This window comes from Bacteroides faecis (genome assembly GCF_020091505.1).
GTDB classification, from domain to species: domain Bacteria; phylum Bacteroidota; class Bacteroidia; order Bacteroidales; family Bacteroidaceae; genus Bacteroides; species Bacteroides faecis.
In genome coordinates this window covers 2678162-2698930 of record NZ_CP081916.1, presented here as the reverse complement: position 1 = coordinate 2698930, position 20769 = coordinate 2678162, and the positions used below count along the sequence as shown (strand labels likewise).

At 45.8% G+C, this 20769-nt stretch carries 10 protein-coding genes; 5 read left to right on the top strand and 5 right to left on the bottom strand.

Features of this window, described 5'->3' with window-relative positions; genetic code table 11:
- Nucleotides 1-34: 34 nt before the first annotated feature.
- Together K6V30_RS10295 and rpsA are read right to left on the bottom strand one after the other, a co-directional pair.
- Nucleotides 35-973 (bottom strand): ribonuclease Z, encoded by a 939-nt coding sequence (locus K6V30_RS10295; protein WP_029425355.1) that lies wholly within the window; start codon nt 971-973, stop codon nt 35-37.
- 106 nt (nt 974-1079) lie between these two features.
- Nucleotides 1080-2876, bottom strand: coding sequence for a 30S ribosomal protein S1 (gene rpsA, locus K6V30_RS10290; protein WP_010536940.1), 1797 nt, complete (start codon nt 2874-2876; stop codon nt 1080-1082).
- A 168-nt stretch (nt 2877-3044) separates the two neighbouring features.
- On the opposite strand from rpsA, the gene K6V30_RS10285 reads away from it, so the two are divergent.
- Nucleotides 3045-8924: a DUF3320 domain-containing protein gene (locus K6V30_RS10285; RefSeq protein WP_055270151.1), complete on the top strand. Its 5880-nt coding sequence runs from the start codon at nt 3045-3047 to the stop codon at nt 8922-8924.
- A 41-nt stretch (nt 8925-8965) separates the two neighbouring features.
- Here K6V30_RS10285 and K6V30_RS10280 read toward each other — a convergent pair whose 3' ends face one another.
- Nucleotides 8966-10099 (bottom strand): retron St85 family RNA-directed DNA polymerase, encoded by a 1134-nt coding sequence (locus tag K6V30_RS10280; RefSeq protein ID WP_055270153.1) that lies wholly within the window; start codon nt 10097-10099, stop codon nt 8966-8968.
- 204 nt (nt 10100-10303) lie between these two features.
- Nucleotides 10304-12463 (bottom strand): DUF5686 family protein, encoded by a 2160-nt coding sequence (locus K6V30_RS10275; protein WP_010536937.1) that lies wholly within the window; start codon nt 12461-12463, stop codon nt 10304-10306.
- Nucleotides 12464-13394: 931 nt separating this feature from the next.
- Between K6V30_RS10275 and K6V30_RS10270 the strand changes: the two genes are divergently transcribed.
- From K6V30_RS10270 to K6V30_RS10255, 4 genes are all read left to right on the top strand, one after another.
- A complete protein-coding gene (locus tag K6V30_RS10270; protein WP_010536936.1) occupies nt 13395-13904 on the top strand; it encodes a hypothetical protein in 510 nt (169 codons plus the stop codon).
- A 180-nt stretch (nt 13905-14084) separates the two neighbouring features.
- Entirely contained in the window at nt 14085-16274 is a 2190-nt protein-coding gene (locus K6V30_RS10265; RefSeq protein WP_010536935.1) for a glutamine synthetase III family protein, read from the top strand.
- Between the two features lie 117 nt (nt 16275-16391).
- On the top strand, nt 16392-17093 hold the full coding sequence (locus K6V30_RS10260; protein WP_010536934.1) for a Crp/Fnr family transcriptional regulator: 702 nt from the start codon (nt 16392-16394) through the stop codon (nt 17091-17093).
- A gap of 157 nt (nt 17094-17250) precedes the next feature.
- Entirely contained in the window at nt 17251-19680 is a 2430-nt protein-coding gene (locus K6V30_RS10255) for a beta-N-acetylhexosaminidase (RefSeq protein ID WP_055270155.1), read from the top strand.
- A 128-nt stretch (nt 19681-19808) separates the two neighbouring features.
- Here the strand turns inward: K6V30_RS10255 and trxB are convergent, their stop codons facing one another.
- Nucleotides 19809-20759 (bottom strand): thioredoxin-disulfide reductase, encoded by a 951-nt coding sequence (gene trxB / locus K6V30_RS10250; RefSeq protein WP_010536932.1) that lies wholly within the window; start codon nt 20757-20759, stop codon nt 19809-19811.
- Between the last annotated feature and the right edge of the window lie 10 nt (nt 20760-20769).

Genomic DNA, 20769 nt, shown 5'->3' with positions numbered 1-20769 from the left:
TCTCGTATCTGTATGTTTATTTATGGTTTTTCTTTTACTTCTCATGTACCGCTCCTCCTTCGAGTTCAATACACATATTTTCTCTTGCTAAAATTGTTTGGGGAAAGATGGCCGCTGCTTCATTCAACAACACAGTTTCATCCTCATAGCGTGCGGAAAAATGTCCGATTACTAATTGTTTCACTTCGGCATTCAATGCCATCTGTGCAGCTTGCGCAGCCGTTGTATGGTGGGTTTCCTTCGCCCGTGCCTGCTCAGTCTGCGCAAAAGTTGCTTCGTGAAAAAGAAGGTCTACCCCCTTTATCTGATCCACAATCTCCGGTCGGTAAATTGTGTCGGAGCAATACGCATATTTTCGTGCGGGAGCAGACGGACGGGTCAAGCGGTGATTCGGAATGACTTCTCCTTCGGGAGTCACAAAATCAGCTCCGTTTTTAATTCGGTTCAGTTCGTAGACAGGTACCTTGTAGAAGTCTACCATATCTCTGATTATATGATTGGGACGTTGCTTTTCCTCAAAAAGAAAGCCGCAACAAGGAATGCGGTGCTTCAGAGGGATGGTAGTCACACTCACCGAACGGTCGTCATAAATCAGTGCCGGTTGCTTTGTCTCAAACTCATGAAAAAAGACTTTATAGGCCAGTGTTTTGCAAAAGAAAGAGAGTAATGGGGCAAACAGTTCTTCCAGTCCTTTAGGTGAATGAATATGTAAATCTGCCGTTCGTCCCAACAGTCCGAAGGTAGAGATCAGTCCCGGCAAACCAAAACAATGATCGCCATGAAGATGAGAAATAAAGATATGATTCAGACGGGAAAACTTCAGGCGAGAACGGCGCAACTGCATCTGAGCCCCTTCCCCACAGTCAATCATAAAAAGCTTTTCACGCAAGTTCACAACCTGCGATGTCGCAAAATGGCGAGTGGTGGGCAAAGCAGAACCGCATCCAAGTATATGTAGTTCAAATTTCTCCATAGCGGCACAAATGTACACAAGTTTTTTGATATTTGCGCTATCATGGGGCAAACAAAAAAAAGCGCCCCGATCACCGGAGCGCTTTTCCATTATATAGAAATAAGAATTATTTCTTTCCTTCCAACTGTTCCTTCAAAGCAGCCAAAGCGTCGATGTCGCCCAGCGTAGTTGAAGCAGCCTGGTTCTGGATCATCGGAGCATCTTCTCTCTTGTTAGAAGACTTCTTAGCACCAGAAGCAGCTTTCTTTTCTGCTCTTTCTTCAGCCTTAGCTACATCTTCGAAGATACGGCTGTGAGACAGGATGATTCTCTTAGCGTCTTTGTTGAACTCGATTACTTTGAATTCAAGTTTCTCATCCAACTGAGCTTGTGAACCGTCTTCTTTTACAAGGTGTTTCGGAGTTGCGAAACCTTCTACACCGTAAGGAAGAGCTACAACAGCCCCCTTATCCAACATTTCGATGATAGTACCTTCGTGTACAGAGCCTACAGTGAATACTGTTTCGAATACATCCCAAGGATTTTCTTCGAGTTGTTTGTGACCCAAGCTCAAACGACGGTTTTCTTTGTCGATTTCCAGTACCTGAACTTCGATGTCAGCACCGATCTGAGTAAATTCTGACGGGTGTTTCACTTTCTTAGTCCAAGAAAGGTCAGAGATGTGGATCAAGCCGTCAACACCTTCTTCGATTTCTACGAATACACCGAAGTTAGTGAAGTTACGTACTTTTGCAGTATGCTTGGAACCTACAGGATACTTCTCTTCAATCGTTTCCCATGGATCTTGTTTCAGTTGTTTGATACCCAAAGACATCTTACGTTCTTCGCGGTCCAAAGTCAAGACTACAGCTTCTACTTCGTCGCCCACCTTCATGAAGTCCTGAGCAGAACGCAGGTGCTGGCTCCAAGACATTTCTGATACGTGGATCAGACCTTCTACGCCTGGAGCAATTTCGATGAATGCACCGTAGTCAGCCATCACAACAACTTTACCTTTCACCTTGTCACCTACCTTCAAGTCAGTGTCAAGTGCATCCCATGGGTGCGGAGTCAATTGCTTCAAGCCAAGAGCGATACGTTTCTTTTCGTCATCGAAGTCAAGGATAACAACGTTGAGCTTCTGATCCAGTTCAACCACTTCTTTCGGATCGCTAACGCGGCCCCAAGAAAGGTCTGTGATGTGGATCAAACCGTCTACGCCACCCAAGTCGATGAACACACCGTAAGAGGTGATATTCTTAACAGTTCCTTCAAGAACCTGTCCTTTTTCGAGCTTGCCGATAATTTCTTTCTTCTGTTGTTCCAGTTCAGCTTCGATAAGAGCTTTGTGAGATACAACAACGTTTTTGAATTCCTGGTTGATCTTAACCACTTTGAATTCCATTGTTTTGCCAACGAATACATCATAGTCACGGATCGGTTTAACGTCGATCTGAGAACCCGGCAAGAATGCTTCGATTCCGAATACGTCTACGATCATACCACCCTTTGTGCGGCACTTGATGAATCCCTTGATAATTTCTTCATTTTCCAGAGCAGCGTTAACGCGATCCCAAGAACGAGTAGCGCGGGCTTTTCTGTGTGACAGAACGAGTTGTCCTTTTTTGTCTTCCTGGTTTTCGATGTATACTTCTACAGTATCACCCACCTTCAGGTCCGGATTGTAACGGAACTCATTCAAAGGAATGATACCGTCTGATTTGTAACCGATGTTCACAACTACTTCACGCTTGTTCATTGCGATTACGGTTCCGTCAACAACCTCACGGTCGTTCACCTTGTTAAGCGTACCGTCGTAAGCTTTTTCAAGTTCTTCGTGGCTTGCGCTTGTTACAGCTTCACCGTTTTCATAAGCATCCCAGTTGAAGTCTTCAATAGGAGCTACGTTCTTTAAGTTTTCCATTAATAAATAAATTGTTTAATACTTTAATTGAATAAGACATTATATTATCTATAAATCGGGCGCAAAGGTAGAAATATTTTCTTGACCGACAAAAGAATAGCAAAAGAAAAGAGGAACATATTCGTATTTTTTGTAATATTGCAAATCTAACATTATATTACTACGGACATGAACGGAACATTGGACAAAATCAAGGTGCAGTTTGATTATCTGCCACTTATAAACTTCGCGATGCAGCAAAATAAAGTATCGGTCATCCACCGGCTTTCGATTGAAAACATGACGTCCGAGCCATTCAGAGACATTCAGGTGCTAATAACTGCCGAACCCGACTTCGGCAATATCACCCCTGTGGCTGTAGAAGCAATTCCTGCCAATGATTCCGTGTGCCTGCAGTCATTCAGCCTTGTCCTGTCCGCCAATTATTTCGCCCAACTGACCGAGCGTATGTCCGGAAGCCTGAAAATAGAAATCCGCTCCGAAGCGGAACTGATCTTTACCCAGACATATCCTATCGACATACTGGCATACGACCAATGGGGCGGAATCAATATATTCCCCGAAATGCTGGCTGCATTCATCACGCCCAATCATGCCGTGCTTGCTCCTGTTATCAAAAGGGCCGCCGCCATTCTGGAACAATGGACCGGAACACCGTCGCTGGACGAATATCAAAGCCGTAACCCGGACTGTGTGAGAAAGCAAATGGCAGCTATCTACACCGCCCTCACCGAACAGCAGATTATCTACAGTACTGTTCCTGCCAGTTTCGAAGAACACGGGCAGCGTGTCCGCCTGACAGATTCCATACTGGCACAAAAGCTCGGAACCTGTCTCGACATGGCATTGCTATACGCTTCCTGTCTCGAATCCATAGGACTGAATGCTCTCATCGTCATCACCAAAGGACATGCTTTTGCTGGTGGCTGGCTGGTGTCGGAAACCTTTCCGGACGCTACCATCGATGATGTATCTTTACTGACTAAACGGACAGCCGAAGGAATCTATGACATCACTCTGGTAGAAACCACCTGCATGAGTATGGGGTACAATACCAGTTTCGACAATGCTGTGAAAAGTGCCGACGGCAAACTAAGCGATTCGGGAAATTTCATCCTTGCAATCGATGTCAGAAGAGCCAGACATTCGGGAATCCGCCCTATCCCCCAGCGGGTGTTAAACGGACAAATCTGGGAAATAAAAGAAGAAAAGGAAGAGGATCTTTATAGGAATACAACGCATGCTACCCCGCAAAGCGTGAATCCGTATGACTTGTCGGGCAGCGAAACCCAACCGGTTCTCACCAAGCAACTGCTTTGGGAAAGAAGTCTACTGGATCTAAGTTTGCGCAACAACTTGCTGAATATCCGGATTACCAAAAACACGCTTCAGCTGATTCCGGCAAACCTTGCCTGTCTGGAAGATGCGTTAGCGGAAGGGGATGAATTTCGTATCCTCCACCGTCCAGCCGAATGGGAAAACCCGGTAATGGAATTTGGCATCTACTCATCCATACCGGCATCTGATCCGATTACCGATTTTGTAAATTCGGAGCTTTCACAGAAAAGGTTACGTTTTTATTTACCGGAGAATGATTTAGGTAAGGCACTGACCCACCTGTACCGTTCGTCCCGTACCTCTATCGAAGAGAACGGGGCCAACACGCTTTACCTGGCTCTCGGTCTTCTGAAATGGTACGAAACTCCCTCCAGCGAACGTCCCCGCTATGCACCGATATTGCTGCTGCCGGTTGAAATCATTCGCAAGTCAGCCGCCAAAGGGTATGTGATTCGTTCGCGGGAAGAGGAAACGATGATGAACATTACCTTATTGGAAATGCTTCGCCAAAACTTCGGTATCTCCGTGCCGGGACTCGATCCGCTTCCGGCTGACGAAAGTGGAGTCAACGTCAAGCTGATTTACTCCATCATCCGGCATTGCATCAAGAATCAGCGTAAATGGGATGTGGAAGAACAGGCTATTCTGGGTATCTTCTCGTTCAACAAGTTCATCATGTGGAACGACATCCACAACAATGCTCCCAAACTGGTCCAAAACAAAATCGTCTCCAGCCTCATCAACGGAAAGATCGAATGGGATGCAGTCACGGAGGAGATGGATGCCACCTACTTGGACCGACAGTTATCTCCGGCAGATATCGTACTGCCCATCATTGCCGATTCGTCTCAGCTGGAAGCAATCTACGAGGCTGTACACGACAAGACTTTTATCCTGCACGGACCTCCGGGAACCGGAAAGTCCCAGACAATCACGAACATTATCGCCAATGCACTTTATAAAGGGAAGCGCGTATTGTTTGTTGCCGAAAAGATGGCAGCCCTCTCCGTCGTCCAAAACAGGCTGGCAGCCATAGGACTTGCCCCGTTCTGTCTGGAAATTCACTCCAACAAGACGAAGAAGTCCACCGTTATCTCGCAACTCAAAGCAACAAGTGAAATCATCCGGCAAACCGCTCCCGAAGAGTTCCGGAAAGAGGCCGAACGTCTGCTTCTGTTACGGACAGAACTCAATAAGTATATCGAAGCCTTACACAAGGAATATCCTTTCGGACTTTCGCTGTATGATGCTATCATCCATTACCAGTCCATAGAGACCGAGCCTTACTTCCGTATTCCATTATCTTATCTGAATACATTGGATAAAGATAAATTCTCACATTGGGAAGATGCTGTCGAGTCTTTGGTAAGAACTGCCAATGCCTGCGGACACCCGCATCTTCATCCGCTGACAGGAATCACTATTCACAAATATTCGTCTGCCCTCAAAGAAGAAGCAGCACAAACGCTCACGACTTTCATCGGCTTGCTGACTGCCATACAATTGAAACTATCCGTCTTTTCCGCTTTACTGAAAGACACGGATATTCATCCTACCCGCAAGGATTTCGAAATAATCGCCGCCATTATCCGAAAGATACTCGATATTCCGGAACTCACGCCCGAACTGCTGACCACTCCTTTATTGAATGAAACACTGGAAGAGTACCGGAAAGTCGCGGAACACGGCAAGAAACGCGACGAAGTCAAAGCAGCAATAGAAAACAGATTCACCAAAGATATCCTAAAAATAAATGCCGGTCCTATGTTGGCCGAATGGAATCGTGTATCCGCCCAATGGTTCCTCCCTAGATATTTCGGACAAAGGAAGATTATCAAGGAGCTTCGTGCGTATGCTCTGAGACCGGTAAAGCGGGAAGCCGTCAACCCTCTGCTCCATCAGGTCATCCGTTATCGGGAAGAACTGGAATTTACAGACAAATACGTCGCCAAGCTACCTTCTCTGTTCGGAAGATTCGGGAGAGACGAAGAATGGGAAACGATCAATCAGATTATCTGTGAAATGTCTTCCCTCCATTCCCTGTTGCTAAGTTATTCGAAAGATGTGGCAAAAACATCCCGGATCAAACAGAACTTAGCGTTGCAACTGACGGAAGGTATCCGGACATTCAAAGATATTCATTCCCACTCCCTCAATGAATTGTATCAGCTGTCCGAAGCGCTTACAGCCACCGAGCAACAGCTCTCCGGCACTTTGGGTATAGCCGCAGAGTCACTTTACGCAAACTCTGCCGACTGGACAAACATCGCTTTGCAGAAAGCCGGAACATGGAAAGAGAATCTGGATAAACTCAAAGACTGGTATCAATGGCAGCAAGCTTCAGGCAAACTGAACGAACTGGGCCTCGGATTCATCGCAGAAAAGTATAAGGAAAAGAATATCCCTACAAACCTGCTCCTGAGTGGCTTCCGCAAAAGTTTCTACCAAACCGCCACTCGCTATATCATTGGCAAAGAACCGACACTGGAATTATTCAACGGCAAGATATTCAACGATATTATAGCCAAATACAAACAAGTATCCGCCAACTTTGAGAACATTACCAAGAAGGAGTTGTTTGCCAAACTGGCGTCCAACATTCCATCCTTTACCCACGAAGCTATCCAGAGCTCAGAGGTCGGAATATTGCAAAAGAACATACGCAACAATGCGCGCGGCATATCCATCCGGAAACTATTCGACCAGATTCCGACCTTATTGCCACGTATGTGTCCCTGCATGTTGATGAGTCCCATATCTGTTGCCCAATATATTGACACCGACGCGGAAAAGTTCGATCTGATCGTCTTCGACGAAGCTTCACAGATGCCGACTTACGAAGCAGTAGGCGCCATCGCCCGGGGAAAGAATGTGGTCATCGTAGGCGACCCCAAGCAGATGCCGCCCACCAGCTTCTTCTCCGTCAATACCGTTGACGAAGACAATATCGAGATGGAGGATCTGGAAAGTATTCTTGACGACTGCCTCGCCCTGTCAATCCCCTCCAAATACCTGCTGTGGCATTATCGGAGCAAACACGAAAGCCTGATTGCTTTCAGTAACTCCGAATACTACGACAATAAACTTATGACTTTCCCGTCTCCGGACAATATCGAGTCAAAAGTAAGAAGGATTGCTGTCGACGGTTATTATGACAAAGGAAAATCACGCCAGAACCAAGCGGAAGCGCAAGCCGTAGTAGACGAAATAGCAAGGAGGCTAAGAAGCGAAGAGTTAAGAAAGAAGAGTATAGGCGTAGTCACTTTCAGCGTAGTCCAGCAGGCATTGATTGAAGATTTATTATCCGATCTCTTCATCTTCCACCCCGAACTGGAAACCTTTGCACTGGAATGTGAAGAGCCTCTGTTTATCAAAAACCTCGAAAATGTGCAGGGAGACGAACGGGATGTAATACTGTTCTCTGTCGGTTATGGTCCGGATGCCGAAGGGCGCGTCAGCATGAACTTCGGTCCGTTGAACCGGGCGGGAGGTGAAAGACGACTGAACGTAGCCGTCTCCCGTGCCCGATACGAAATGATCATCTTCTCCACACTGAGATCGGATATGATTGATTTAAACCGGACCTCCTCCATCGGAGTAGCCGGACTAAAACGTTTTCTTGAATATGCGGAGAAAGGAATGAAACGCCCGCTGAATACCAATACCTCCAGCAATATCTATCTCCCGGATGAAGAGACTTCCATCGAGAAGATTATTGCCGACAAGCTGCGTTCTTTAGGATATACCGTGCATACGGATATAGGTTGCTCCGGATACAAGATCGATATAGGTATTGTCGATGCCCAAAATCCGTCCAGTTACCGGTTAGGTATCATTTGTGACGGAAAGAATTACAAACGTACCAAAACAGCCCGCGACCGGGAAATTGTTCAAAACAATGTGCTGAAAGCACTTGGATGGGATATCTGCCGTATATGGACGATGGACTGGTGGGAAAAACCGGATGAAGTAATTGCAACCCTACGGAGAAGAATCTCACAGCATGCGGACAGCAATCAGGAGAACGAAGAAGAAACTGTTCGGACGGAAGAACAAAAAGACACGGCGAAACCGGAGATTCTCAAAGCGGCATATCCTGCCATCTCCAAAAAACAACTCGCATTCAGTCTTGCCGCCGCCATCAAAGAAGACAGATACAAAAAACGAAAAGTTGTGTATCAGGAAACTGCATTAACCGCAGGGCAATACCAAGCAACAGATTTCTTTTTTGAAAGAAGTATCCCTATACTCCTCTCTCAAATCAAAAGAATCATGGAAAACGAAGCCCCGATCAGCCAATCCCTGATCTGCCAAAAGATAAACGCTGCATGGGGAATATCACGCATGTCCCAAACCGGTTCTCACCTGGATGCCCTTATACGCAGGCTGAACTTTTACCGTAGCAGACATAACGGGATCGACTTCCTGTGGCTGGACGAAGCACAGTACCGAACTTATTCACAGTTTCGTACCGATTCCAATCGTGCAGCTACAGACCTGCCCCCGGAAGAAATCGCAAATGCAGTGAAATACGTACTGACCGACTCCGTCAGCCTGCCCCTTCCGGACCTGGCCAAAGCCTGTGCCAAACTATTCGGATTCCCCCGTATGGGATCAAACATCGAGGCATCCATGCAAAGAGGCATTCAGGAGGCAGTGAAAAGAAAGTACGCTAAAGTGGAAAGCGGACGGATAACAATCATCGGTTAAGACAGCACAGCATGTGAAACACAACCGATCGTCGCCATCTGTCAATCCCCCTTTTGCAAGCGTTTCAAAGCAGCAATAGAATCGGATACATAAGTATTGTCCGGTTCTATGGAACGCCAATAGCAAAGCGTTCCTATCAACCGCTTCAGATAGGCAGGATCATGAGAGCCGATTCTTCGCTGATGTTCTGCCAGCCCTTTTGTCAGAATGAAATAGACATTCTTGCGAATCTCCCGTTTTCTGGCTTTAGGGATGGTCAGCTTCACACCCGAACTGACAGAGATACCTGTGATAATCTTCCTGTCATACTCATTCAGGAAACGGGTTTTCTCGTGATTCGGCTCAAACTTCTCTTCCCTGATGATTTCTTTGACCCGGACAAGCACCTGTTCTTTCGGAAAAACATCGCCCGAAAAGGTAAGGTCGTCGGCATAGCGAGTATAAGCCAGCCCGAATTCCTCTGCCATCGCCGCCAGTTTCCGATCCATCTCATAAGCAATGATATTACTCAATGCCGGACTGGTGGACGCTCCTTGCGGCAGATGCCGGCGCCTGCAGCACAACTCACCCAACACCTTCGATATATTCTTAGGATAACCTATATTTTCGAAGGTTTGCTTCACCCTCGGACTGCGTATAGAAAGAAAGAAATCGTGAATATCCGTCTTCAGGACACATCGTTTCCCCAGATGGGGGCGGACATTATCGACAATGGAATGCTGACGCCGGAATCCGGTAGCGACGGGATGCACATTGACGGGCAGCAATATACGGTGATAAATAGTATCCTGAATAGATTTCAGTTCTTTGTCCGGAGCAGAGATCATACGGTATCCCCCTTTCCGCTTTCTTATCCAGAATTCCCGATAATGGGAAGAGACATCTTGCAGTATTTCCTTCAATCTCACCGCCTCTACTCCCAGCAAACCGGCACACCACACCACCGCCTCTTCATCAAATACAGGATACGTTCTCGCTTTAGGAGTGGTTACTCCCAAAGCATGCCTGAGCCATGCACCATGTTTCCATTTGTTTCCGGCAGTTTCTTCGTTTGCAGTATCACCGCTGCCTGTTGCTTTCCATCTCTTGTATCCTTCCTGTTTCCGACTCGAAGAAATCATTTTATAAACCAGAAAACCGGTCACAATCAGTATCGTAATTAGAAGTCCGTCCATCTTGTTGCTGCATATATAAAAAGGAGAGGAAGAGGATGAGATTTTACTAAAATAAATAGAGGTATTTATACCAGAGATTTATTTTCCAGGAAAATACCTGTGCCTGCGAGGCGACTACACCTCTTTTCTGCTAAATTTTTCCTCATCCTCTTCCTTACAAAGATATGTATTTTCTGCACACTATGCAATAGTTGAGAGGAAAAACTATCGGTTGAACAACTCGAAAGTAAATTTACATCCTATCCCGCTGAATTTCCAGTTTTCACTGCTGACGAAAACTCCCACATCAAAGATATGCGTACCGATACCATACCCCACTTCCAGATAGGGCTGGAGATGCGGCATAGACAGTGCACTGATATAAAGACGTTCGTTCTGCACATAGCGGGTATATTTCATCAGATGGCGGAGAATCAGAAAAGGGGCTTCATAAGTGAAGTGTCCGCGTACGTAACGGCGGGAGGAGTTATACCAACGTCCGTCGAGCACCTGAAACACACCGCCGATTTCATCATTCCACCCGACAGGAAGGTTGTGCCGGGCAAAATTGGCAAAGTCGACAAAATACAGTTCATCCTGATTGGTGAATGCTCCGAATCCGAAACGGTAATAAATATTTCGCATCAATCCCAGCTGAATCTTATGTTGAAGGTCGAACTCCACCCGTTCATACTCTCCGGTACTCTTGAATACTCCCTCTATTCCCCGTTCGTAATCTACCGAAAATGTCGGATAGTCAGAACGCAGATTGATTTTACGTTTTCCGTTCATATAGTAATAAAGCGCCGGAGTCCATTCTACACGGATGCGCGGGGCGAAACTGATATAGGTATTTCTGAACCGTTCCATAAATTCCGGAGGAGGCATCGGATAGTCTCCCGTAATCACGAAGCGGGACTTCTCGACGGCTGTTCTCTTATGTGCCGAAAAACCGAGACTGATATCCAGTCCGTTGATTATTTCAAAACTATGACGGAAGTTGAAATACAAGTCTTTGAAATAGTCCAGATGAATGAGGTCGAAATTAAAAATACTATCCGGCATCGCTTTCAGTTCATCCAGCATCTTACTGCTATAGATGCGGTTACCATTACCTACACTCAGCCGGAAGAAGCCCCGCTTCTGCGGCCAGTATTCGAAGTCGGCATTCAACGACCAGTAGAATTCTTTCCGTGTAAAGTTATAACCCAGCTTGGGCACGATACGGAGCCACTTGTCTCCTCTGAAAATCCGGTTGTAACGGAAGTCTTGCCGGTAAGATAATCCATTGCTTCCGCTATAACTGAACAACAGCGGATTGATAAACGGCGAGAAACGGACACTCCCGATATTGGACAGATTGAATTTATAATCTTCCACCATCAGGTCCCCCATTGTTCCCCAGAAAGCCTGACTCTTGGATTTCCGCTGTACCGACACGGTATCGCGTCTGTACGTATAGTCTTTATAAAGTTGCTTTTCGCCCTCACTCAAAGGGATGGGACGCAACACTCCGAATGTAGAAGCATCCGTCTTATAAGCATTTGTATCGCATTGCAGGGAAAACGACTCCGACAGATTATACTTCTTCTTTTCTTTCTTCCGTACTTTTCTTTCTTTCAGTTCGATAGATTTATAGTCCAGCGAAGCGGTATAGTTGCCGTCTACCTTGTTTCCCAGAAACTTAAAAAGGGCTTCGACATCATAACGCACCGGAAGAAACTCGTCTTTCTTTCCCACTTCCCCCATCTTGATCCAACAAGTGAACGTGATCAGTTCCGACCGTCCCGAAAAGCGTATTTCCCGCACGCTCCATACATTGCTGCTGACAATCATATAGCCGCCCACCAGCTGATCGCTCTTGGTACGGGGAATGAAGCGTATCCGGTAATCGAGATTATTAGGGTCACCCATCACGCTGTCAATCCGGTATTTATAATACTTCTTTCCGTTTTTGGCAAGCGGTGACAGCAAGCGTTCATCGTTGAGGAGGGAGGACGAATAGATATTGACATTAAAATATTCGAGCAGTCCCGGCAAGCCCCTGTTCCCTCTCACGGTACCTTGCGACGCCTTTACTTTCTGATCATAGATATTGGGGGCTGTATAATGCAGGTCGCTGTACGTTTCAAGCAGATACTCGCGTACTCCTTTCTGCAAGCGAAACATCGAAGGTACATACCGGAGAATGAAATTCTTCTTCTGAATATTCATCTTGCCCTTTATATATAGGTTCGCGCGATAGTCACTCACGATACTTTCATAAGAAGGGGCAAAAGTCATGACACGTTCGATGATGGAATCAGCAGATATCTCCTGACTGGTATAAGGATTGAGAACAAGATTAGCTGCCCCCTTCGGAATAAAAGAGAACAAGCACAACATACATCCTATCAATATCTTATATTTCAATCGTCGTATCTCCTGTTTATTGTAGGCAAATATAAAAAAGAATATCGAAAAGCAAGGGAATTAAGCTGCAAAAAAGAGTTAGCGGAGAAAATATCAGATTTCTCTCCCAATCAATTTAACATGAGTTTTGCTCTCATGCTCTAACTATCGCTCTACATTCCTTTATTCATCGGTATTTCAGTTATGAGAGATCCGATGGTAGCAGAGTGAGAGCAAGCAGTTGCTCTCACTCTGCTACCATCACATTTTATAACATGTTTCTTACATTATCTATTGATTGACAGCATGTTAACGCTTGATGTGTCAACTATTAATGATTGACATGTCAGTTATTAACAATCGAAAAATCAGGCGTTAATAGCTGATGACTCATGTATTCTTGACTGAAAAATGATTTAGTACTTCCTGAAAGAACAGGTTAAGCAAAACAGTAGCTATGGTCAAGTTAATCAGGTAGATAGGTGCTTCAGAAAACTTCGACAGGTGTTTCAAATAGTTTCAAACGCTTGAAACACTTTGTTTCACCGTACGAAACACTTTGTTTCATTGCTTGAAACACTTTGTTCCAAGGCATGAAACACTTTGTTTCATCGGTTGAAACTAGTCTTGGAACTACACTGTATTAAAGTTACTCTTACTTGTCTCTTATTTTTCACTTTATTCTTGCCAAAAAAGAAAAATATAGTACCTTTGTAATGCATTTCATACCAGAAGGCGGGTAAACCTGCCAATTTCCGTGGCGGGCATTTTTATGTCCGTTTACGTTCATTCTATATGGCGGTTCCGTACCCCCGTGTAGAATGTTAATGCATCTACTGCCTTCTGGTGAAATGCAACGGGAAAGGCGGAACCGCTCTTATTATTTTAGAAAATCTTCGCCTACCACATACTCATAATCATCATTATGGAAACAGAACAAGTTGCCGTTCAACCAACGGTGGGAAGCATCGCACAAACTCCCCAAAATGCATTTGTTGTTCCTAACGGAGAATTAAAGGACTTCTACCTCAAATTCGCCCTCCTTCTGAACCCGAATTCCTGCTCCGCAAACCGTACCGAATTCGAACTCTTAAACATTCTTCTGAAAGACTTGAAAAAAATTGTGGGAGCACTCACTCACCTCACCATGCATGCCTGGGATGATGGTATACCGGAAATCCTGCTCTCATGCGGTGCTTACTCCCTACAAGACGACTTAAACAAAAAAACACGTATGCAAATGAACGCCTCGATGGGAAAGCATTTACAATTCCTCACCCAAATGGCTATGGACAGTCCTGCAATGAAGCTACTATACAGAAACATGAACAAGCATTATATGCAGGTAGAAATTTTAGTCAAACAGATGGCTACAGAAATCGAACGACAGAAAAAGGAGAATGGACAACAGGAAATAATGAAAACCATCCCTTAATGGGCCATAATCAAAAAAACCGTGATGAGCAAAAGGTGATTCAGAGATAAACCAACCCAACAAAGAGGGGGTATCTTTCAGAAAACAGTCTATTTTCTGAAAATACCCCCTTAAAAATAGGGGTACTTTCAGAAAAAACATATAATTTTGCGCCATCAACCGATAAAAAGAGGACTATTTATGTCAAAAATGAGATTTTACGCTTTACAAGAACTTTCCAACCGGAAGCCGTTGGAAGTCAGTGCCCCTTCCAACAAACTCTCAGATTATTATGGTAGCCATGTATTCGACCGCAAGAAGATGCAAGAGTATCTTCCGAAAGAAGCCTATAAGGCAGTTACCGATGCGATCGAAAAAGGTACACCGATCAGCCGTGAAATAGCCGACCTGATTGCCAACGGCATGAAGAGCTGGGCTAAGTCGCTCAACGTCACACACTACACCCACTGGTTCCAGCCTCTGACAGACGGAACAGCTGAAAAACATGATGGATTTATCGAGTTTGGCGAAGACGGCGGAGTGATCGAACGATTCTCCGGAAAACTGCTGATTCAGCAAGAACCGGATGCCTCTTCTTTCCCTAACGGCGGTATCCGTAATACCTTCGAAGCTCGCGGATACACTGCATGGGACGTTTCTTCTCCGGCATTCGTGGTAGATACCACACTTTGTATTCCCACGATTTTTATCTCTTATACGGGCGAAGCACTGGACTACAAAACTCCGCTTCTGAAAGCACTTGCCGCTGTAGACAAAGCCGCTACGGAAGTCTGCCAGCTATTCGACAAGAACGTAACACGCGTATTTACCAACTTAGGATGGGAACAGGAATATTTTCTCGTAGACTCCTCCTTATATAACGCACGTCCCGACCTTTGCCTGACCGGACGTACTTTAATGGGACACTCTTCTGCCAAAGACCAACAGCTGGAAGACCACTATTTCGGCTCTATTCCTCCACGGGTCACGGCATTCATGAAGGAACTCGAAATCGAATGCCACAAACTGGGTATTCCTGCCAAAACCCGTCACAACGAAGTAGCTCCCAACCAGTTCGAACTGGCCCCTATCTTCGAAAACTGCAACCTGGCAAACGACCATAACCAGCTTGTCATGGATCTGATGAAGCGTATCGCACGCAAACATCATTTCAACGTACTACTGCACGAAAAGCCTTATAGCAGCGTAAACGGCTCAGGCAAACATAACAACTGGTCGCTCTGCACAGACACCGGCATCAACCTGTTTGCTCCCGGAAAGAACCCGAAAGGAAACATGCTGTTCCTCACCTTCCTGGTGAATGTACTGATGATGGTATATAAAAACCAAGATTTACTTCGCGCCTCCATCATGAGCGCCAGCAACAGCTACCGCCTGGGAGCCAACGAAGCTCCTCCCGCCATCCTTTCCTGCTTCTTGGGCTCACAACTCTCAGCAACCCTCGACGAAATCGTGCGTCAGGTAGGCAACGAGAAGATGACACCGGAAGAAAAGACAACGCTGAAACTGGGAATCGGACGTATCCCGGAAATTCTGCTCGATACCACCGACCGTAACCGTACTTCTCCTTTTGCCTTCACCGGAAACCGCTTTGAGTTCCGTGCCGCCGGCTCTTCCTCCAACTGTGCCGCAGCCATGATCGCCATCAACGCTGCCATGGCAAACCAGCTGAACGAATTCCGCGCATCAGTAGAGAAACTGATGGAAGAAGGGGTAGGAAAAGACGAGGCTATCTTCCGCCTGCTGAAAGAAACGATCATCGCTTCCGAAGCCATCCGCTTTGAGGGCGACGGCTACTCCGAAGAATGGAAACAGGAAGCCGCCCGTCGCGGACTGACCAACATCTGCCACGTGCCGGAAGCCTTGATGCACTACGTAGACAACCAATCGAAATCTGTACTGATCGGCGAACGTATCTTCAACGAAACCGAACTCAACAGCCGACTGGAAGTGGAACTGGAAAAATACACCATGAAGGTACAAATCGAGGGACGTGTATTGGGCGACCTTGCCATCAACCACATCGTACCGACTGCTGTCACCTACCAGAACCGGCTGCTCGAAAATCTGTGCAAAATGAAAGAAATCTTCTCTCCCGAAGAATTTGAAGTACTGAGCGCCGACCGCAAAGAACTGATCCGCGAAATCTCGCACCGTGTGACCTCTATCAAAGTACTGGTACGAGAAATGACCGAAGCCCGGAAAGTAGCCAACCACAAAGACAACTACAAAGAAAGGGCATTCGAATACGAAGAAAAGGTACGTCCTTACCTCGATAAAATCCGCGATCACATCGATCATCTGGAAATGGAAGTAGATGACGAAATATGGCCGTTGCCTAAGTACAGAGAACTATTGTTCACCAAATAAAAAAGTCCTCAAGATTGCACGAAAGAACCTGCTTTTGTGCAATCTTTTTATAGTTTCGTTCATTTTCTCATTTTTTCTTTCTACTTTTGTGCTGTATAACACAGTTTTGTAGCACCCATGGTAAAAATGAACATGTCAGACATCGATATTTCGGAACCGTTATCCGATCTGTTAGCTCCTTTGAATAATGAACAAAGGGAGTTTCTGATGAACAATTATACGATACAGACCTACAAAAAGAACGAAACCATCTATTGCGAAGGGGAAACTCCCTCTCATTTGATGTGCCTCATTACCGGCAAAGTCAAAATTTTCAAAGATGGTGTAGGAGGTAGAAGTCAGATTATCCGCATGATCAAACAGCGGGAGTACTTTGCGTACCGTGCATACTTCGCAAAGGAAGACTTCGTCACTGCCGCCGCCGCTTTTGAACCCTCTGTTGTCTGTCTCATCCCTATGACTGCCATTACCACGCTAGTCGCTCAGAACAATGATTTAGCCATGTTTTTTATCCGCCAGCTTTCTATTGATCTGGGCATCTCCGACGAACGTACCGTCAGCCTGACACAGAAACATATCCGCGGACGTCTGGCAGAATCGCTGATTTTCCTCAAAGAAAGCTATGGCCTGGAAGAAGACGGATCGACACTGAGTATTTATCTTTCCCGTGAAGACCTTGCCAATCTGTCGAACATGACCACCTCAAACGCCATCCGTACCTTATCACAGTTCGCAACAGAACGCCTGATCACCATCGACGGAAGAAAAATCAAAATCATCGAAGAAGAAAAGCTCAAGAAAATAAGCAAAATAGGATAAAACAAACCTGATACGATCATAAAAGTTATCTGAAACTTTAACTGGAAGCCGGCGTTCATCACACCGGCTTTTTTATTTATATATTATTGGAACTTATCAATTAAACAAGTACATTTGCCCTGTCAATATATTAATAACTTAACACAAATCTCAGACCATGAAGAAAAGCATTTCCCTTCTTCTTTTATCCTTACTCATGATTGCCCCCAGTTGTCAGAAGCCAAAAGAAACCACGAACGAGTACAACATCGTTCCTCAACCCAATCAGCTTGTCCCCAAGGAAGGCCGTTTTGAGCTGAACAAGCAAGTCCGGCTGGTCACACCGTCCGATGCCTCGGAAGTGAAAAAGGTAGCTGACGGTTTTGCCGAACAGTTGAAACAGACTGCCGGAATCTCTCTGACGGAAGCGGAAAGTGCAGACGGAAAGCCTGCCATCAGCTTTGTAGTACAGGAAGATATGCCCAAAGAAGCTTACAGGCTTTCGGTCACCCCTACCCTCATTACGGTCACCGCTTCACAGCCAAATGGCTTTTTCTATGGTGTGCAGACTATTTATCAGCTTCTTCCTCCTGCCGTCTACGGAAAGAAACTGAACAAAAAGGCCGACTGGTCTGTCCCTGCTGTAGAAATCGAAGACGCCCCGCGCTTTGTACACCGCGGACTGATGCTGGACGTCTGCCGTCATTACGCACCGATAGAATATATCTACAAGTTTATCGACCTGTTGGCTATGAACAAAATGAACGTCTTCCACTGGCATCTGACGGACGATCAGGGATGGAGAATCGAAATCAAGAAATATCCGAAACTGACAGAAATCGGCTCCAAGCGGGAAAAGACGCTGGTAGACTATTATTATGTAAACTACCCGCAAGTATTTGACGGTATAGAGCATGGAGGGTATTATACACAGGAGCAGATTAAAGAGGTCGTAGCTTATGCGGCCAGCAAATATATCAATGTAATTCCCGAAATAGAAATGCCGGGACATGCACTGGCAGCTCTCGCTGCTTATCCGGAATTGTCATGCGACTCTACACAGACCTACAAGGTATGTCCTACATGGGGCGTGTTCGAACAGGTATTCTGTCCGAGCGAGACTACTTTCAAATTCTTCGAAGGAGTAATGGATGAGGTAGTCGAATTATTCCCGAGTGAGTACATTCATATCGGAGGGGACGAATGCCCCAAGACGGCTTGGAAGAACAGTGCTTTCTGCCAGCAGCTGATTCGCCAGTTGGGATTGAAAGATGATGTGACTCCCAGCAAAGTGGACGGAGTGAAACACAGCAAAGAAGATAAACTGCAAAGTTACTTCGTCACCCGGATGGAGAAATACCTGAACGGTAAAGGACGAAATATCATCGGCTGGGATGAAATTCTGGAAGGTGGTCTGGCACCGAACGCCACCGTTTTGTCATGGCGCGGTGTGGAAGGCGGAATGAATGCTGCCAAAGCAGGACACAATGCAATCATGGCCCCTATGCCTTATGCTTATCTGGACTTCTATCAGGAAGATCCGGAAATCGCCCCGACTACTATCGGCGGATACACTACGCTGAAAAAGACTTATAGCTACAATCCGGTTCCGGATGATGCCGACGAACTGGTAAAGAAGCATATCATCGGTATGCAAGGTAACCTCTGGAGAGAATACATGAAGACCTCGGACCGTGTAGATTACCAGGCATTCCCACGTGCAATGGCTATCGCAGAGACAGGATGGACACTGGATGCCAACAAAAACTGGAAGAGCTTCTGCGAACGTATGGTCACGGAGTTTGAACGTCTGGAAGTAATGGATACCAAGCCTTGTCTCAACTTTTTCGATGTAAACGTAAATACACATGCGGATAAAAACGGTCCTCTGATGGTATTGCTGGAAACATTCTATCCGAATGCGGAAATCAGATATACTACAGACGGCAGCGAACCGACAAACGGCTCTGCACTGTATGAACAGCCTTTCGTGCTTGAAGGAAACATTGACTTGAAAGCCGCTGCCTTCAAAGACGGCAAGATGTTGGGCAAAGTAACCCACAAACCATTGTATGGCAATCTGCTGGCTGGAAAACCATTTACCGTTAATTATGCAATGGGATGGACGGGAGATATATTCGGCGAAAACGATGTATTAGGAGCCGACCCGACCACTTTCGGTCTGACGAATGGAAAAAGAGGGAACAATGCCTCTTATACTCCTTGGTCCAGCTTTGCTATCGTCGAAGGAAAAGACCTTGAATTTATCGTCAATCTGGACAAGCCGACAGAGGTAAGCAAAGTCATCTTCGGTTCTTTGTTCAATCCTGCCATGAGAATGCTCCCTGCCGGAGGAATCGCTGTAGAAGTATCTGCCGACGGCCAGCAATATACACAAATAGCAGAAAAGACCTTGAAACATGATTGTCCGGAAACAGGAAGAATCGCATTCACCGACTCTATTGAATTTGAACCGGCACAAGCCACTTTCCTGAAAGTAAAGATCAAGAATGGCGGTACGTTACGCAATGGCGTCAATTTCGAAAAGAACAACGGTCCGGAAGTTATCCCTGCCGAATTGTGGATAGATGAAATCGAAGCATATTAATGCTTGTGATATAAAATGATATAAAAAAACGGTGGACATTCAGCTTATTGCTAATGTCCACCGTTTTTTTATTTATTCAGTGCTTATTTATACAGTGCAACGCATTCCGCGTTCCGCCTGTGATATCTTTAGATGATTCCTTTTGCAGAAAGATAACGTTCCGCTTCAATAGCAGCCTTACAGCCACTTCCTGCCGCTGTAATAGCCTGACGATAATGCGGATCAGCCACATCTCCCGCAGCAAATACTCCGGGAACTTTTGTACGGGGGCTGTCGCCGTCCGTAATAATGTAACCTACCTCATCGGTATCAATGTATTCTTTGAATATATCTGAATTCGGTTTGTGCCCAATAGCCAGGAAGAATCCGTCGATAGGCAAACTGTAACGTTCTTCGTCCGCTTCACCCCAGCGCTTCACAACATTCATACCTTCCACTCCATTGTCACCAAACAGGCCGACTACATTATGTTCGAAAAGTACTTCAATCTTTTCGTGCTTCTGCACACGTTCCTGCATAATCTTCGATGCGCGCAAATAAGGTTTGCGGACCACCAGATAAACTTTGGATGCCAGACCGGCCAGATAAATAGCTTCCTCACAAGCTGTATCGCCACCGCCAACGACTGCAACGACTTTCTTACGATAGAAAAATCCGTCACAAGTAGCACAAGCACTGACTCCCATGCCGGCATATTTCTTTTCATCTTCCAGCCCCAGATATTTAGCCGTAGCGCCGGTGGAGATGATCAATGCTTCTGTCTCAATCACCTTGTCACCATCAATCGTTATTTTATAAGGAGCTTTGCTTAAATCTGCCGCCGTCGCAATACCAAAACGAACATCTGTTCCGAAACGGCTGGCTTGTGCACGCAAATCTTCCATCAACTGCGGACCACTGATTCCTTCCGGATAACCGGGGAAGTTCTCCACGTCCGTAGTAGTTGTCAACTGACCGCCGGGCTGCAATCCTTCATAAAGCACCGGACAAAGGTTAGCACGTCCTGCATAGATCGCTGCCGTATAGCCGGCAGGTCCCGAGCCTATAATCAGGCATTTTACTTTTTCTATTTCTGCCATTTTATTGTTA

Coding starts and splice junctions, on each gene's coding strand:
- K6V30_RS10270 (WP_010536936.1), top strand. CDS start 13,395: ATGGAAACAGAACAAGTTGCCGTTCAACCAACGGTGGGAAGCATCGCA.
- K6V30_RS10260 (WP_010536934.1), top strand. CDS start 16,392: ATGGTAAAAATGAACATGTCAGACATCGATATTTCGGAACCGTTATCC.
- trxB (WP_010536932.1), bottom strand. CDS start 20,759: ATGGCAGAAATAGAAAAAGTAAAATGCCTGATTATAGGCTCGGGACCT.
- K6V30_RS10265 (WP_010536935.1), top strand. CDS start 14,085: ATGTCAAAAATGAGATTTTACGCTTTACAAGAACTTTCCAACCGGAAG.
- K6V30_RS10295 (WP_029425355.1), bottom strand. CDS start 973: ATGGAGAAATTTGAACTACATATACTTGGATGCGGTTCTGCTTTGCCC.
- K6V30_RS10285 (WP_055270151.1), top strand. CDS start 3,045: ATGAACGGAACATTGGACAAAATCAAGGTGCAGTTTGATTATCTGCCA.
- K6V30_RS10275 (WP_010536937.1), bottom strand. CDS start 12,463: ATGTTGTGCTTGTTCTCTTTTATTCCGAAGGGGGCAGCTAATCTTGTT.
- K6V30_RS10280 (WP_055270153.1), bottom strand. CDS start 10,099: ATGGACGGACTTCTAATTACGATACTGATTGTGACCGGTTTTCTGGTT.
- rpsA (WP_010536940.1), bottom strand. CDS start 2,876: ATGGAAAACTTAAAGAACGTAGCTCCTATTGAAGACTTCAACTGGGAT.
- K6V30_RS10255 (WP_055270155.1), top strand. CDS start 17,251: ATGAAGAAAAGCATTTCCCTTCTTCTTTTATCCTTACTCATGATTGCC.